The 15,731-nt window shown below is 66.2% G+C and carries 13 protein-coding genes; 11 read left to right on the top strand and 2 right to left on the bottom strand.

The window, feature by feature from the left end; genetic code table 11:
• Positions 1-101: 101 nt before the first annotated feature.
• From ACIBJI_RS22455 to truB, 6 genes are all read left to right on the top strand, one after another.
• Positions 102-1,784, top strand: a complete 1,683-nt coding sequence (locus ACIBJI_RS22455) for an Hsp70 family protein (protein ID WP_364341532.1) — start codon at positions 102-104, stop codon at positions 1,782-1,784.
• Positions 1,785-1,793: 9 nt separating this feature from the next.
• Positions 1,794-3,884: an Ig-like domain repeat protein gene (locus tag ACIBJI_RS22450; protein WP_397085551.1), complete on the top strand. Its 2,091-nt coding sequence runs from the start codon at positions 1,794-1,796 to the stop codon at positions 3,882-3,884.
• Between the two features lie 163 nt (positions 3,885-4,047).
• Entirely contained in the window at positions 4,048-4,995 is a 948-nt protein-coding gene (locus ACIBJI_RS22445) for a TIGR03943 family putative permease subunit (protein ID WP_397085548.1), read from the top strand.
• 58 nt (positions 4,996-5,053) lie between these two features.
• Positions 5,054-6,010 (top strand): metallophosphoesterase, encoded by a 957-nt coding sequence (locus ACIBJI_RS22440; RefSeq protein ID WP_364342016.1) that lies wholly within the window; start codon positions 5,054-5,056, stop codon positions 6,008-6,010.
• A 170-nt stretch (positions 6,011-6,180) separates the two neighbouring features.
• Positions 6,181-6,852 carry a 4'-phosphopantetheinyl transferase Npt gene (gene npt / locus ACIBJI_RS22435; protein ID WP_364342014.1) on the top strand — a complete coding sequence of 224 codons (672 nt, stop codon included), beginning with the start codon at positions 6,181-6,183 and terminating at the stop codon, positions 6,850-6,852.
• A complete protein-coding gene (gene truB, locus ACIBJI_RS22430; protein WP_396956053.1) occupies positions 6,852-7,757 on the top strand; it encodes a tRNA pseudouridine(55) synthase TruB in 906 nt (301 codons plus the stop codon). Before npt ends, truB begins: the two co-directional genes overlap by 1 nt.
• Here the strand turns inward: truB and ACIBJI_RS22425 are convergent.
• Positions 7,729-8,331: a TetR/AcrR family transcriptional regulator gene (locus ACIBJI_RS22425; RefSeq protein ID WP_397085546.1), complete on the bottom strand. Its 603-nt coding sequence runs from the start codon at positions 8,329-8,331 to the stop codon at positions 7,729-7,731. The genes truB and ACIBJI_RS22425 overlap by 29 nt on opposite strands.
• Before the next feature lie 86 nt (positions 8,332-8,417).
• Between ACIBJI_RS22425 and ACIBJI_RS22420 the strand changes: the two genes are divergently transcribed.
• Positions 8,418-8,831, top strand: a complete 414-nt coding sequence (locus ACIBJI_RS22420) for a DUF4345 domain-containing protein (RefSeq protein ID WP_364341522.1) — start codon at positions 8,418-8,420, stop codon at positions 8,829-8,831.
• A 408-nt stretch (positions 8,832-9,239) separates the two neighbouring features.
• Here ACIBJI_RS22420 and ACIBJI_RS22415 read toward each other — a convergent pair whose 3' ends face one another.
• Positions 9,240-10,016, bottom strand: coding sequence for a metal-dependent transcriptional regulator (locus ACIBJI_RS22415; protein WP_364341520.1), 777 nt, complete (start codon positions 10,014-10,016; stop codon positions 9,240-9,242).
• Between the two features lie 312 nt (positions 10,017-10,328).
• On the opposite strand from ACIBJI_RS22415, the gene ACIBJI_RS22410 reads away from it, so the two are divergent.
• The 4 genes from ACIBJI_RS22410 (at position 10,329) to ACIBJI_RS22395 (ending at position 15,724) form a co-directional block, all read left to right on the top strand.
• Positions 10,329-11,297 carry a bifunctional riboflavin kinase/FAD synthetase gene (locus tag ACIBJI_RS22410; protein WP_364341518.1) on the top strand — a complete coding sequence of 323 codons (969 nt, stop codon included), beginning with the start codon at positions 10,329-10,331 and terminating at the stop codon, positions 11,295-11,297.
• Between the two features lie 126 nt (positions 11,298-11,423).
• Positions 11,424-11,693 carry a 30S ribosomal protein S15 gene (rpsO, locus tag ACIBJI_RS22405; RefSeq protein WP_327100954.1) on the top strand — a complete coding sequence of 90 codons (270 nt, stop codon included), beginning with the start codon at positions 11,424-11,426 and terminating at the stop codon, positions 11,691-11,693.
• Between the two features lie 366 nt (positions 11,694-12,059).
• Positions 12,060-14,333, top strand: coding sequence for a polyribonucleotide nucleotidyltransferase (locus tag ACIBJI_RS22400; protein WP_364341515.1), 2,274 nt, complete (start codon positions 12,060-12,062; stop codon positions 14,331-14,333).
• 80 nt (positions 14,334-14,413) lie between these two features.
• Positions 14,414-15,724, top strand: a complete 1,311-nt coding sequence (locus ACIBJI_RS22395; protein ID WP_364341513.1) for a pitrilysin family protein — start codon at positions 14,414-14,416, stop codon at positions 15,722-15,724.
• Positions 15,725-15,731 lie beyond the last annotated feature (7 nt).

The following is a 15,731-nucleotide window of genomic DNA, read 5'->3' as shown; positions in this document are numbered from 1 at the left end:
TAACGCGAGTTCGCGGGGGAGCATCGATTGTTTTGGGCGGCATCGGGATCCGCTGTCGGTAACTGGGCTGGTGTCGGAGCTGGCTGCTACCATCGCGTCTCATGGGGGTCTACGGCATCGACCTTGGTACGACGAATTCGGCGATCGCGCGGATAGACGCCGATGGTCGGCCCGAAGTCATGATCGGTTTGAACGGCGAGGCGACGGTGCCGTCGGTAGTCTTGTTCGCGTCGGCGTTCGATCATCTGGTGGGCGAGGGTGCTCGGCGGCAGGCCCGCCTCGATCCGGAGCATGTGTGCGCACTGGTGAAACGGCGGATGGGCGATAAGGATTGGCGTTTCGCCGCGCACGGACAAACTTGGTCCGCGCCCGCGGTTTCGGCGCTGATCCTGAAAAGCCTTGCCGCGGATGCCGAATTCAGCGGTGCGGAGCCGGTGAAACGCGCGGTCATCACCGTACCCGCCTACTTCGGTGATGAGGAGCGGCGCGCGACCATCCAGGCGGGCACGTATGCGGGCTTCGATGTCGCCGGTGTGCTCTCCGAGCCGATTGCTGCGGCGCTCTCCTATGGGTTCGGCAGACTCGACGGCAGTGTGGACGTCGGCGAGCCGGGCCTGCGCGAGACCGTTCTCGTCTACGACCTGGGCGGCGGCACCTTCGACGCCACCGTCATCGAACTCGCCGACCGCCGCATTTCGGTGCTCGCGGTCGAGGGTGATCACCAACTCGGCGGCGCTGACTGGGATGAACGCATCGCGCTGTATCTTTCGCAGAAGTTCTGTGAGGCGAATCCGGATGCCGAAGACCCGCTGGACGATTCGGCGGGTTCGCAGATGGTGGTGCTGGCCGCCGAACGTGCCAAGCGCGAGCTGACCGATGCCGAGCGCACCGACGTGGTGATCGCCCACGACGGCGCCCGCGCGGTGATCCCGCTGACACGCGACGAAGTCGACGCGATGACCGCCTCACTCATGCGCCGCACCATCGACCTGACCCGCGACTGCCTGGCTGCGGCGAGCAAGCGCGGCGTCGCATCCGTCGACCGCCTGCTGCTCGTCGGCGGCTCCTCGCGCATGCCGATGGTGGAGCGCGAATTGCGCAAGGAGCTCGGCCTCGCCGGCGAACTGCGCGATCCCGACCTCTCGGTGGCGCGCGGCGCGGCGCTCTACGGCGAAAAGCTGGAGATGGAACGTCTCGTCCTCGCCGACCTCACCACGCGCGGCCGACTGCGCGATGGCGCGCATATCGAGGACGCCGCCCCAGCCGATCTGGACCAAGCGATCGCCCGCGTCGCCGCTTCCTTCGGACAGCCGGTCGGGCTGGTACGTCGGATGCTCGAAATCCAGGTCGATACCGTTGTCGCGCGCGGTTTCGGTGTGCTCGCGCTCGACTACAAGTCCGGGCTGGCGGCGACCTGGTTGGTGCATCGCAATTCGACTCTGCCGGTGAAGGTGCGTCGTTCCTTCGGTACCGTGCGCGCGGATCAGGACGAGATCGCGCTGACCATCGTGGAACAGCAGGGCCAGGCGGCATCGGCGCGACCCGAGGATACGAAGGTGCTGGTGGAAGGCCGCATTCGCGGCATCCCCGCAGGCTATCCCGAGGGCAGCGAGGTGCGGGTTACCTTCGAGATGGGCTTCGACGGCGTCCTGCGCGTCACCTGCCACCACATCGACGCCGATATTCCATTGGTCCTGACCGCTCAGACCGGCGCGACCCTGTCGCAAGCGGATGTGGCGCGCGAACTCGATCAGGTCCAGCGCACCCGCCGCCGCGACAGCTGAGCCGGGACCATGGAGGCGTTCAACCCGAACGACTATCGCAAGCGGGTACTCGCTGATGTCGAGCGCCGCGGCGGGCTCGAGGAATCGGATCCGTTCGAGCTCTACGACATTCCGCTGGACGAGGCGGAGTCGCTGAGCGATGCCGAGATCGCCGCGCGGGTCGAGGAGGTCTGGGGTTTCTGGCAGCGCCAGCGTGATCATCCGAAATACCGGGTGCTCGTGGGTCTGCTGGTCGATGAGCATCCCAAGCTGTCTCGGGTGCTGCTGGATTCGGCGGTGCGTCGCGTGGAAGCGGGGCGGATCCGGGAGATGCGCGAGCGGCGGGATGCGGACCGCTACGAGATGCTCGATGCGGCGATCTCGCGATTGGTACAGCGGCACGGTGGGGTTCCGGCCCGGAAGGTGCCCGGGCTGGAGGAGATCGGCGCGATGGGTGGGCTCAGTGCCGGCGAGGTCGCGACTCGATTGCGCAGGCATCGGGTCATCGAGGATGCTCCCACGCCCGTCGGAGTTCTCACCGACCAACGCAGACAACAGATTCGGCAGTTGCTCAGCGAATGGGAACGGCTCATCGACGGTGATCCGACGCCGACGCTTTTCGCGTTGCTGCGGGTGGATCCGGCGAAAGCCGGTCAGACCCAGGAGATTCGATTGCGCGCCGAGGCTTTGCGCGCGCGGTCCCGCGAGCTGCCACCCGGACGTGTCCGAGTTGTGTTGGACGAGTTGCTGATTCACATCCAGGATGTACTCGAATCGGACGAGGCGACGCTGCGGGAATATCTGCGGTCAGTGGCCGAGGATGTCGCCAAGGAATTGCGACCGAAGGTCAGAGCGGCGGTGCTGGTCGAGGACCAACTCGTCGGCGACGACTTCCGATACCTGCTCGACGAGGCGATGCGGTTGGGTCTCGATCGGTCCGACGCCACCCGGTTGCTCACCGAGATTACCGCGGAACTCGGTGCACGAGTGGCAAATTCGCCGCCTATAGCGGTGCCGCAACACATATCGCAACCACCTGCGCCCAGAAACTGGGAAGCACCGCTCAAGGCTGCTCGGGCGGCGCTGCGCGGGGGACGGCCACACGAAGCCGCGCGGCATGTCGAGGAGGCGCACCGGCTGGTCGGCCCCGATGGGGAAGGGCTCACGCCGATTCGTTCGGTATCCGATGAGGTCGAGCGGGTACTGAACCAGGCGCAGGCCCACTGGCGCGAGGCGACGGCCGCGCGTGCGGCAAAGCGGTATTTCGAGGCGCTGCCGCATCTGGAACAGGTGCGTCGCACCGCGTCCGATCTGTTGCCGCTGAACCAGGTGCCCAGTATCGACCAGTTGCTGTCCGAAGCCCGGGACGCGATCGCCGAAGCGGACCGGCTCTTCGCCGAGGCACAAGCCGGACCGGCCGATGCCAGAATGCGCGGACTGCTCGCCGCGGTCGAGGTATGCACCGATCACGGCGGTGTGCTCGCTGCGCTCGCGGAGTCGCCGATCGAGGCTCCGCAGCGGGTCGAGGCCACCCGATTGGCGAATGGGTCGGTGCTCGTGGCGTGGTCGCCGACATCGACGGATAACGTCGCATATCGGGTGACCAGATTGCAGCCGGACGGATCCTGGCGTGTGCTCGGCCGCACACAGGCGACCGAACTCGAGGACGGTGGTGCACCCACCGTGGGGCACCCGGTGTACGCGGTGGCCGCTGCCGTCGCGGGCAGGTACTCCGAGATCACCCGATCCGATACCGGCCCGGTCGCGAAACCGCAAGGCAGACAAGAACAATCGCAGGTCGATCCGTCGCCGAGTGGCATCCCGACCGTGACCGGACTGGCCGATCAAGCGGGGCTACTGGTCTTCACTTGGCCCATCGGCGTCACCGAAGTCATGGCCGTCGTGCGGCCCGACCAACCGCCGACCACCCCGGACGACCCCCAGGCCCGCTCCTGGAAGGTCACCAATATGCGGTACGAAATCGACGGCGGCGTCCGGATCCCATCCGATATCCCGCGACCGTGTCACGTCGCCATCGCATCCTGTCGCCGCGAACCGAACGGAAAGCTCACGGTCGCCGCGGTTTTCGCACCGACTGCGCGGATCCGCTGGCTCGGATAGCCGAGGTCGGTCCGCGTGCCGTGGATACCGAGATGCAGTGAATCTGCTGCCGGACCGTCGGGACCTCGATAATGCCGCGTGCGGTCCGCGCCGTCGATTGGTGTGATTCCGGATTCGCATTCGGGATATCCGCCGCGGCACCGCATCCGACGACCACACCGACATGCACGGCCACAGTGCGGTGCTCAGGCACATCGACACACGCCGGCTCAACGACATGCTCGGCGGTGACGATGCACTGGGCCATGCCAGCGGGTGCGTCCGCAGTGACGTGGTCGGTCACGAGGGCACATTCGGTCACAGCGGCGCTGCGCCGGACCACGTGAGCATGCTCAGCCAGGGCAGTGTGGATGGCCCCGCCGACATGGACGGCCGCAGTGCCGTGGCCGGCCGCGAGCACACGTTCGGCCGTGGTGACATGCTCGAGGGTGCATTCGGCAGTGACGATGCCCAGAGCCACACCAACGCACTGAGCCCCACCAACGCCCAGGGCCCCACCAACGCCCAGGGCCACACCAACGCACGGGGCCACCAGGAACCGTTCGGGCATGGCGACCACGGTCACGGGTCCGACCGCGCGCAATGGCTGTTGCTCGCGCCGGTCGCCGCGCTCTTGCTCATCGCACCACCCGCGCTGGGCGCGGGCGCGGCGGTAACCAGTTCGCCCGTTCAAGTCGTGCCGCGCGACGTCGCCGCTGAGCAGCCGAAACTGTGGGCTTTTCCGCCGCTGCCTGCCGAGCCCGCGCCGCGCTTGCCGATCGTGGATCTGGTGGATCGGGCGCTTCAGGACTCCAGTCACTCGCTGGACGGTCGTGAGGTCACGATCAGTGGGTTCATTATTCGGCCCGAAGATCTCGAGCAGCAGCATCCGGATGCGCCCGATGCGGATCTCGCGCGGGTGGTCATCACCTGCTGTGTCGCTGACGCGCGGTATGTACTGGTGCACCTGTCGGGCATGCCGGAGGTGGTCGAGGACGATGCCTGGCTAGAGGTCCGGGGAGTCGTCGAAACCGGTAGCGCCCAGCGGGATCCGGATCACACGCCCACCCTCGCCGTCACCGACTACCAGCGGATCGAGGCTCCGGACCGGCCGTACGAACGCGGCCGTTAGCGCCATGATCATCGAGCCGAACGGCGGCAACGCGAACGGATATGCCAATGTAGGTGTGGTGATACCCAAGTTGATGGCGGTGAGCGACATCCATGTCGGGCACCAGGGGAATCGTCCGGTCGTCGAGCAGATTCGGGCGGATTCGCCCGAGGACTGGCTCATCGTGGCCGGGGACGTCGGGGAGAAGTCCGACGATATTCGCTGGGCGCTGGAGCTGTTGCGCGGCCGCTTCGCCAAGGTGATCTGGGTGCCGGGCAACCACGAATTGTGGACCACGGCGAAGGATCCGGTGCAGATGCACGGTGTCGCGCGCTACGACTACCTGGTGTCGATCTGCCGAGACCTCGATGTCATCACACCGGAGGATCCGTTCCCAGTGTGGACCGGCGCGGGGTCGGAGCAGTACGGCGGTCAGGTGACGCTGGTTCCGATGTTCCTGCTCTACGACTATTCGTTCCTGCCCAAGGGCACCAAAACGAAGGCCGAGGGGCTCGCCCTGGCCCGGGAACGAAATGTGGTGGCCACCGACGAATTCCTGCTGTCACCGGATCCTTACCTGACCCGGGATGCCTGGTGTCACGCCCGCGTCCAAGTCACCAAACGGAAGCTCGACGCGCTGCCACCCGAAACGCCGATCGTGATGATCAATCACTTCCCGCTGGTCCGCCAGCCCACCGAGGTGCTGTGGTACCCGGAATTCGCGCTCTGGTGCGGCACCGATCTGACCGCCGACTGGCACACCAGCTATAACGTGGTCTGCTCGGTCTACGGCCACCTGCACATCCCGCGCACCTCCTACTACGACGGCGTGCGCTTCGAAGAGGTGTCGCTCGGCTACCCCCGCGAATGGCAGCGCCGCGGACTGCCGGACCAGTTGCTGCGTCAAATCCTCCCGACTCCGGATTATCCGCCGGGCTCGCTGAACAAGTGGGGCGGCCACTTCGAGGTCACTCCCGAGATGGAGGCCGCAGCCGCTGAGATGCGCGCCAAAGCCGAGCGTCGTCGCGGCGTTTGACCCTGTCCGGCATAGCGGCGGCAATTTGATTCGCGGGGCAACTACTGATTTGGTGTGTACATGGGTAACTCGTCGGGTACGGGCAAATTCACTTGCCCCCTGACCGCCGGACGCCGACGCTGCTCGCGTGGCACACGAGTCTGGCCCGAAGGTGCGGGGAGGCGGACGAGCTGATCGAGAAAATTCTTCCCGCCGGCGTGGCTTCGGCAGAACTCTTGGAGTATCCGGAGGATCTGCGACCGCATCCGGCCGAGGCGCACCTCATCGAGAAGTCGGTGGACAAGCGCCGCCGGGACTTCATCGGTGCTCGGCACTGCGCCCGGCTGGCGTTGGCGGAACTGGGTGAGGCGCCGGTCGCGATCGGCAAGGGTGAGCGGGGTGCGCCGGTGTGGCCGCGTGGCATCGTCGGCAGCCTGACGCACTGTGACGGCTACCGGGCGGCGGCCTTGGGCCACAAACTGCGGTTCCGCTCGATCGGTATCGACGCCGAACCGCACGGCACCCTGCCCGAGGGCGTGCTGGATTCGGTGAGCCTGCCCCCCGAGCGGGACTGGTTGGCGCGGGTCGACCGCTCCGGCCTGCACCTGGACCGTCTGCTGTTCTGTGCGAAGGAAGCCACCTACAAGGCGTGGTGGCCACTGACCGCGCGCTGGCTCGGCTTCGAGGACGCCCACATCACCTTCACCATCGACGAAAGCTCCGACGGCGCGGGTTCGGGCACCTTCCACAGCCAGATCCTGGTACCCGGACAGGTCACCGACGGTGGCGCGCCGCTGATTTCCTTCGACGGCCGCTGGATGATCGGCGACGGACTCATCCTGACCGCGATCGTGCACGACTGATGGCCGACGCGCGGATCGACGCACTCGGTGGTCTGCTGATCGTCGACAAGGACGGCGGCTGGACCAGCCACGACGTCGTCGCGAAATGTCGAAAACTATTGCGCACCAAGAAGATCGGACATGCCGGCACACTCGATCCGATGGCCACCGGCGTACTGGTGCTCGGTGTCGAACGCGCCACCAAATTGCTCGGCCTGCTCACCCTGACCACCAAGGCCTATACCGCGACCATCCGGCTCGGCCAGGCCACCACCACCGACGATGCCGAGGGTGAAGTGCTCTCGACCGCATCGGCCACCCATCTTGCCGACGCCGAAATCGCCTCGCACGCCGCGAAATTGACCGGCGATATCGAGCAGGTGCCCGCCACGGTCAGTGCCATCAAGGTGAATGGCGAACGCGCCTATGCCCGGCATCGGGCCGGTGAAGAGGTGCAGCTGGCCGCTCGCCCGGTGACCGTCTCGCGCTTCGATATCCTTGCCCGCCGGGATATTTCGGAGTTCGTCGATCTGGACGTGGTCGTCGAATGTTCGTCCGGCACCTACATTCGTGCCCTTGCGCGCGATCTGGGCGCCGCACTCGGCGTCGGTGGCCATCTGACCGCGTTGCGGCGCACCAGGGTCGGCCCGTTCACCCTCGAGCACGCCAGAACCCTCGACGAATTGGCCGAATCCGAGGAAGCACCGCTGAGTCTGGATATCGACGACGCCATCCGAACCGCGTTCCCACACCGCGATATCGATGACAAACAGGCCGATGACCTGCGCAACGGCCGCTGGCTCGAGCCGGTCGGAATATCCGGCGTCTACGCCGCCATCGACCCGTTCGGGCGCGCCATCGCGCTATTGCAGGAGAGCGGTAATCGCGCGGCCTCGGTCATGGTCGTGCGTCCGTCGAATCTCTAACCGCGCCAAGCGGCTCCAGCGCGCCGAGCAGCGCGCCGACGCAGATATCGCGGAGTTCGACGCGGGTGCAGGTGCGGTTTTCCAGCCAGTCGACCGATAGCACCCGGACAAAAGTCAGCCAGCTCATCAGCACCGATGAGGTGAGCTCGCGGAGTTGGCCTTCGACGCCCATGCTGTCGAGCAGACGCACCCGGAGTTCGCCGAGTTCGCCCGAGATGATCGCCTGGATCGTCGGATCGCCCGCGAGCAGGCGGTTGGCGGCCACCACCGTATTGGCATTGGCCTCGAAATAGTCGAAGTGCTCGTCGAGTCCGGCCGCCAGCTGTTCGGGCAGCGGGGTTTCGGTCTCGAGTTTCGTCGCGACCAGCAGGCGATCCGCGGCCAGCTGGTAGACGCCCGCGAAGAGATCGCGTTTGGTCGGGAAGTGGCGGTAGAGCAGGGCGCGCGAAACACCGGCCGCAGCCGCGACATCCTCCATCAGCACCGCATCGTAGGCGCGTTCGGCGAACAGTTTCGCGCCCGCTTCCAGCAGCAGTCGACGGCGTTCGTCGGGGGCGAGGCGGCGGCGGGTCACCCCTGCAAGCCTAGTTGACGTTTGTCTACTAAGAGTCGTAGGGTCGATCTTAGTAGACATACGTCTACTAGTGAAGGGAGGAATTCATGACCGTGGCACTCAAATGGCTGTCCATGGCGATGGGCGTTGTCATCGTTGGTATCGGCATATTCCACATGGCCGCCGGAATCGACGGCATCCCCGATATGGGATCCTCCGGCGTCACCGCCGACAGTCAGACTCGCTTCTTCGGCGGCATCTTCCTCGGCTACGGCCTCGCCTGGATCTGGGCAGCCCGCCAAAATCCGATCTCCGCACTCGCGGTGCGCTGGCTCGCCGGAATCTTCCTACTGAGCGGCATCGCCCGCTTGATCTCGGTCGCCGTCTACGGCTGGCCGCACTGGTTCCAAATCGTCCTAACCGCAATAGAATTCGCCCTCCCTCCGATCTTCTTCTGGCTAGCCGCCGCCCAGGAAAAGCGCACCGCCTTCACCGCTGACCGCGTGCCCGCCGCTGGCTGACCCATGTCGCATATCGGATGACTACCTCGCACAGGGTGTGCCCTATGTGAGGTAGTCGGTGGCTATGCGTCAACTGGCAGGCGATCCGTACACGGGGCGCGGTAGACAGTGCGACGAAGGGAAGTGGGCAACTCGAATCCCTGATCCGCCATGTCGGCGCTGGGCTGATCGACAAGCCCGCCGAATCACTGCTTGCGGCGGCGGAGACCTGTCGCCATCCGATTCCGTGCGCTGCTGAATTTCCTGTCGCGCTGACCGATTCGACTCGGCGACATTTCTATGGGGCTTGACCTGTGGTAACTCCGAGCCCAACGGCGCGATAGGGGGATATCGGCGTTTGTTCTTGCCGCGGACGCGGTGGCCGCGGCGGCGTGCGGTGGTGACGACTAGTCACCACCGGCACGCGAGTCAGTCGCTGAGCCAGATGGCTTCGGCGGCGGGGCGGCCGAGATCGATGGTGCGGTCCCCGATGCGAATCGCGATGGTGCCCGCGAAGTCTCGGCGTTCCACCACAACGATCGGTGTATCGAGGGCGATGCCGACCGAATCGAAGTAGCGCAACATATCCGGATCGGCATCGGAAATCCGTGCGACATGGCCGGATTCGCCCGCGCGGAAATCGCTGAGCTGGCGGGCGGGTGGCGTCGGCACCGCGCCGTCGACCGAGGGAATGGGATCGCCGTGCGGATCCCGGTCCGGATAGCCGAGTTTCGCGTCGATGCGCGCCATCAGCAACTCCGAAACCGCGTGCTCGAGCACCTCGGCCTCATCGTGCACCTCATCCCAGCCGTAGCCGAGTTCGTTGACGAGGAACGTCTCGATCAGCCGATGCCGGCGCACCATGGCGACCGCCGCGCGGCGTCCGTGTTCGGTGAGGGTGATGGAGCCGTACCGAGCGTGTTCGACAAGGCCTTGATCGGCGAGCTTACGTACCGCCTCGGAGACAGTGGAAGCCGAGACGCCGATCCGTTCGGCGAGCAGTTTCGTCGAGACCTTTTCCTGTGACCATTCCTGAGCGGTCCAGATCACTTTCAAATAGTCCTGGGCGACCGAGGTGAGCTCCGGCGCAATCGTCGCGGTGCTGCCGTGGGGGCCGGGGGTCTCGGTCGGCTGCGCTGCGGTGTCGGCCAGCTCGCGTCGGGTTGCGATGTCTCGTTTACCGGGCACATCTTCGAGCTTATGCATAGGACTCCCGATTCACACATTTAGACACTTGAACACTCGGTGCCGTTGTCCGACAGCCTCGATCCTGCTTGCGGATCCCTCGGTTTCGGCTGGTCCGGGCCGCTCTCGGGGCCGTCGGTGCTCGGTCGGCCCCACCGTGCGAACCCGATGCGGGCGGCTGGTGTTTCGACGAGTTCGAGCGCGATCACACCGTTGCTGTCGTCACCCGCCTGAACCAGCAATTCACCCCATGTACACACAGGCCTCTGGCCCGGAGGGCGGATGGACACCTCCGAATACTGTTCCCCCCGCATTTTGCGTAGGCTGCGGACTGTGCAGAGATGGCGAAGCCTCGATGACGTACCCGCGGACTGGGGGCGGTGCGTACTCACGATCGGCGTATTCGACGGTGTGCATCGCGGCCATGCGCAGCTGATCAGCAGGGCCGTGAAGTCCGCTGCCGCACGGGGAGTTCCGGCAGTGTTGATGACCTTCGATCCGCACCCGATGGAAGTGGTGCGCCCGGGCTCGCATCCGGCGCAGTTGACCACGCTGACCCGGCGTGCGGAATTGGCCGAGGAACTGGGCGTCGACGTGTTCTGCGTCATGCCCTTCACCCAAGAATTCATGAAGCTGACCCCGGCGAGTTACGTACACGATCTGCTGGTCGAGCGGCTACATGTGACCGAGGTCGTGGTCGGTGACAACTTCACCTTCGGTAAGAAGGCCGCGGGCACCATCGAGACCATGCGCGAGCTGGGTGGGCGCTTCGGCTTCGAGGTCGACGGCGTGAGACTGCTCGTCGAGCATGCGGTCACCTTCTCCTCCACCTACATCCGCGCCTGCGTCGACGCGGGTGATATGGCCGCGGCCGCCGAGGCGCTCGGTCGTCCGCACCGGGTGGAGGGTGTGGTCGTGCACGGCGACGGCCGCGGCCGCGAGCTCGGCTTCCCGACCGCGAATATCGCGCCGCCCATGTATGCCGCCATTCCGGCCGACGGCGTATACGCGGGCTGGTTCACCGTGCTCGGTCCCGGCCCTACCATCGGCACCGTGACACCGGGGGAGCGCGCGATGGCCGCGATCTCTATCGGCACCAACCCGACCTTCTCCGGGCGCGCCCGCACCGTCGAGGCCTACGTACTCGACAGTGAGGCCGATCTGTACGGCCAGCACGTCGCGGTGGATTTCGTCGAGCATCTGCGCGGTATGCGCAAATTCGATTCCATCGACGAACTCCTCGAGGCGATGGCCCGCGACGTCGAGAACTCCCGCAAGGTCCTCACCGCCGCCGACTCCTGACCGGATTCGGTTCGGCGCGGGGGTGTCGGGTAAGGTGGCTCCTCGGGTTTGCTGCGGTCCGCGGTGGCGCCCACCGGGTAACCGGAATCCTCGAGCGCGGAACTGAGATATAGGAGTGGATGCCCCATGGCGCTGACCACCGAGCAGAAGTCGGCCATTCTGGCCGAGTACGGCGTGCACGAGAAGGACACCGGTTCCCCGGAGGCGCAGATCGCGCTGCTGTCCAAGCGGATCGCCGACATCACCGAGCACCTGAAGAAGCACAAGCACGACCACCACACCCGCCACGGCCTGATGGCGCTGATCGGTCGTCGCAAGCGCCTGTCGAAGTACCTCGCCGACAAGGACATCCACCGCTACCGTTCGCTGATCGAGCGCCTGGGTCTGCGTCGCTGATCCTTCGACACACCGGCTACCTCGGGTAGTCGACAGACCGGCCAACGGGGAGAAGTACAATCTCCCCGTTGGCTATATGTGTATGAGGGGTTATTCACACCCTGTTTGCACGACAACATTGCACAGCCGTATGCACCCGCCTGCGTGGCGTCGGTCTTCGGTAGTGGCCTCCCGGCAGGCGAGCAGTCGCCGGCGGGCTTCGATCGATGACCGCCTCCGCGTCGCCGTTTCCAAGGGGATCCGGCCGGGTGCGCGCGTCGCAGCCAGGAGGGTTGCCGCGCGTCCGGATCCGGGACGGCTGACGACAGCTGGATCGCGCCTTCCTGGCGCTCGATCCAGCGAAGACGAGAGGTTGAGAGCAGAAAAATGTCCGAAACAGCTACATCATCGGCCATCGAGGTCGAACCCGGTGTGTTCGAATCCGTCGCGCTGATCGATAACGGCACCTACGGAACCCGCACCGTCCGCTTCGAGACCGGCCGTCTGGCCCGCCAGGCCGCCGGTTCGGTCGTCGCCTACCTGGACGACGAGACCATGCTGCTGTCCGCGACCACCGCGGGCAAGCACCCCAAGGATCAGTTCGACTTCTTCCCGCTGACGGTCGATGTCGAAGAGCGCATGTACGCCGCGGGCCGCATCCCGGGTTCGTTCTTCCGCCGGGAGGGCCGCCCCTCCACCGATGCGATCCTGACCTGCCGCCTGATCGACCGTCCGCTGCGTCCGTCCTTCGTCGACGGCCTGCGCAACGAGATCCAGGTCGTGGTCACCGTGCTGAGCCTGGACCCGAACGATCTGTACGACGTCGTGGCCATCAACGCCGCATCCGCGTCCACCCAGATCTCGGGCCTGCCCTTCTCCGGTCCGGTCGGCGGCGTGCGCGTCGCGCTGATCGACGGCCAGTGGGTCGCATTCCCGACCGTCGAGCAGCTCGAGGGCGCGGTCTTCGACATGGTCGTCGCGGGCCGGGTCGTGGAATCCGGTGACGTGGCCATCATGATGGTCGAGGCCGAGGCCACCGATAAGGTCATCGCGCTGGTCGCCGACGGTGCGCAGGCGCCGACCGAGGCCGTAGTGGCGCAGGGCCTCGAGGCCGCCAAGCCGTTCATCGCCCGGCTGTGCAAGGCGCAGCAGGATCTGGCCTCGCTGGCAGCCAAGCCGACCGAGGAGTTCCCGCTCTTCCCGCCGTACGAGGCCGATGTCTACGAGGCCGTCGAAGGCACCGCCAAGCGTGAGCTGGGCGAGGCGCTGAGCATTGCCGACAAGCAGGAGCGCGAGGCGAAGATCGACGAGATCAAGCTCGCCGTGCTGGACCGGCTGGCCGACGACTTCACCGGTCGCGAGAAGGAACTGGGCGCGGCATTCCGCTCGGTCACCAAGAAGCTGGTGCGCCAGCGCATCCTGTCCGACGGCTTCCGCATCGACGGTCGCGGTCTGGCCGATATCCGTGCCCTGTCCGCCGAGGTCGCCGTGATCCCACGCGCGCACGGTTCGGCGCTGTTCGAGCGTGGCGAGACCCAGATCATGGGTGTCACCACCCTCGACATGGTGAAGATGGCCCAGCAGGTCGACTCGCTCGGCCCGGAGACCTCCAAGCGCTACATGCACCACTACAACTTCCCGCCGTTCTCCACCGGTGAGACCGGTCGCGTCGGTTCGCCGAAGCGTCGCGAGATCGGCCACGGCGCCCTGGCAGAGCGGGCCCTCATGCCGGTTCTCCCGAGCCAGGAAGAGTTCCCCTACGCCATCCGTCAGGTCTCGGAAGCGTTGAGCTCCAACGGTTCCACCTCGATGGGCTCGGTGTGCGCCTCGACCCTGTCGCTGCTGAACGCCGGTGTGCCGCTGAAGGCGCCGGTCGCTGGTATCGCGATGGGCCTGGTGTCGGACACCATCAAGAACGACAAGGGCGAAGACGAGGTCCGCTACGTCGCGCTGACCGACATCCTCGGCGCCGAGGATGCCTTCGGTGACATGGACTTCAAGGTCGCGGGTACCCCGGACTTCGTCACCGCACTGCAGCTCGACACCAAGCTGGACGGCATCCCCTCACAGGTGCTGGCCGGTGCGCTGAGCCAGGCACACGACGCCCGCACCGCCATCCTGGAGGTCATGGCCGAGGCCATCGCCACACCGGACGAGATGAGCCCCTACGCACCGCGCGTCACCGCGATCAAGATCCCGGTAGACAAGATCGGTGAGGTCATCGGCCCGAAGGGCAAGGTGATCAACCAGATCACCGAGGAGACCGGCGCCAATATCTCCATCGAGGACGACGGCACGGTCTACGTCGGTGCGACCAACGGCCCGGCGGCGCAGGCGGCGATCGACCAGATCAACGCCATCGCCAACCCGCAGCTGCCGAAGGTCGGCGAGCGCTTCCTGGGCACGGTCGTCAAGACCACCGCCTTCGGCGCGTTCGTCTCGTTGCTGCCCGGCCGCGACGGTCTGGTGCACATCTCCAAGCTGGGCAACGGCAAGCGCGTGGCCAAGGTCGAGGACGTGGTGAACGTCGGCGACAAGCTGCGCGTGGAGATCGCCGATATCGACAACCGCGGCAAGATCTCGCTGGTGCCGGTCGACGAGAACGCCGACGAGTCCGAGTCGGCGGAAACCGTTGATGCGGGCCAGGCGGAGACCGAGTAGTACTTGTCTCTGTGACGAAGAAGAAGACGGCAACCCCTCTGCTCCGCGGCGAGCAGGGGGGTTCGTCTCTGGAGCTGCGGATGGACCAGATGCGGGGCACCGATGCGGGAGTACGGCGCACCGTATTACCCGGCGGGCTGCGCGTGGTCACCGAACATGTGCCCGGCGTGCGTTCGGCATCGATCGGGGTCTGGGTTGGGGTCGGCTCGCGCGACGAGGGACCGACCGTCGCTGGTGCCGCGCATTTCCTGGAACACCTACTGTTCAAGGCGACTCCGACGCGTTCTGCATTGGATATCGCGCAGGCGATGGACGCGGTCGGCGGTGAGCTCAACGCGTTCACGGCGAAGGAGCAGACCTGCTACTACGCCCACGTCTTGGACGAGGATCTGCCGCTGGCCGTCGATATGGTCTCTGATGTCGTACTCAACGGCCTGTGCCGGGCCGAGGATGTGGACGTCGAGCGGCAGGTGGTGCTCGAGGAGATCGCCATGCGCGACGACGATCCGGAGGATCTGGTCGGCGACGCATTTCTATCCGCGCTCTTCGGGGATCATCCGATCGGGCGTCCGGTGATCGGCTCCATCGAAACCATCGAGGCGATGAATGCCGCCCAGCTGCGCGGCTTCCATCTGCGTCGCTATCGGCCGGATCGGATGGTCGTCGCGGTCGCGGGCAATGTGGAGCACGAACACACCGTGGAATTGGTGCATCGCGCATTCGCGCCCCGGCTCGACCCGATCGCCGAGCCGGCCCCCCGCCGCGAGGGCCGCTTTCGGCCGCACAGCGTACCGGCGCTGCACTGGAGCCATCGCGACAGCGAGCAGGCACATCTGGCCTTCGGCGTGCGGGCGTTCGGGCGGCATGAGGGGGAGCGGCGCTGGCCGCTGTCGGTGCTCAACACCGTGGTCGGCGGTGGCCTGAGTTCGCGGCTGTTCCAACGCATTCGGGAGGAACGCGGGCTGGCCTACTCGGTGTACTCCAGCGTGGATACCTTCGCCGATACCGGCGCGTTCTCGGTGTACATCGGCTGTCAGCCGGAAAATCTGAGCAAGGTGGCGACACTGGCGCGCGGGGTGCTGGAAGAGATTGCGGCCAACGGCATTACCGACGCGGAATGCGCGCGCGCCAAGGGGTCGTTGCGTGGTGGTCTGGTGCTCGGCCTGGAGGATTCGGCCTCGCGGATGAACCGGATCGGTCGCAGCGAACTGAGTTACGGCAACCACCGCAGCGTCTCGGAGACGCTGGCCCGCATCGATGCGGTGACCACCGACGAGGTTTCCGCGATCGCCCGCACTCTGCTCGCGCGGCCATTCGCGGCCGCGGTGGCCGGACCGTATCGGCGCGCCCGGGACTTGCCTGCCGCGGTGCGGCGATTGGTCGAAGGCTGAGGTAGGC

The organism is Nocardia sp. NPDC050408 (genome assembly GCF_044458905.1).
Lineage (GTDB): Bacteria > Actinomycetota > Actinomycetes > Mycobacteriales > Mycobacteriaceae > Nocardia.
This window is presented reverse-complemented; position numbering and strand designations above follow the sequence as displayed.

Excerpts from the sequence above, each read along its gene's own strand:
- rpsO (WP_327100954.1), top strand. The coding sequence starts at position 11,424 with ATGGCGCTGACCACCGAGCAGAAGTCGGCCATTCTGGCCGAGTACGGC.
- ACIBJI_RS22455 (WP_364341532.1), top strand. The coding sequence starts at position 102 with ATGGGGGTCTACGGCATCGACCTTGGTACGACGAATTCGGCGATCGCG.
- ACIBJI_RS22415 (WP_364341520.1), bottom strand. The coding sequence starts at position 10,016 with ATGCATAAGCTCGAAGATGTGCCCGGTAAACGAGACATCGCAACCCGA.
- truB (WP_396956053.1), top strand. The coding sequence starts at position 6,852 with ATGGCCGACGCGCGGATCGACGCACTCGGTGGTCTGCTGATCGTCGAC.
- ACIBJI_RS22445 (WP_397085548.1), top strand. The coding sequence starts at position 4,048 with ATGCACGGCCACAGTGCGGTGCTCAGGCACATCGACACACGCCGGCTC.
- ACIBJI_RS22395 (WP_364341513.1), top strand. The coding sequence starts at position 14,414 with ATGGACCAGATGCGGGGCACCGATGCGGGAGTACGGCGCACCGTATTA.
- ACIBJI_RS22420 (WP_364341522.1), top strand. The coding sequence starts at position 8,418 with ATGACCGTGGCACTCAAATGGCTGTCCATGGCGATGGGCGTTGTCATC.
- ACIBJI_RS22450 (WP_397085551.1), top strand. The coding sequence starts at position 1,794 with ATGGAGGCGTTCAACCCGAACGACTATCGCAAGCGGGTACTCGCTGAT.
- ACIBJI_RS22400 (WP_364341515.1), top strand. The coding sequence starts at position 12,060 with ATGTCCGAAACAGCTACATCATCGGCCATCGAGGTCGAACCCGGTGTG.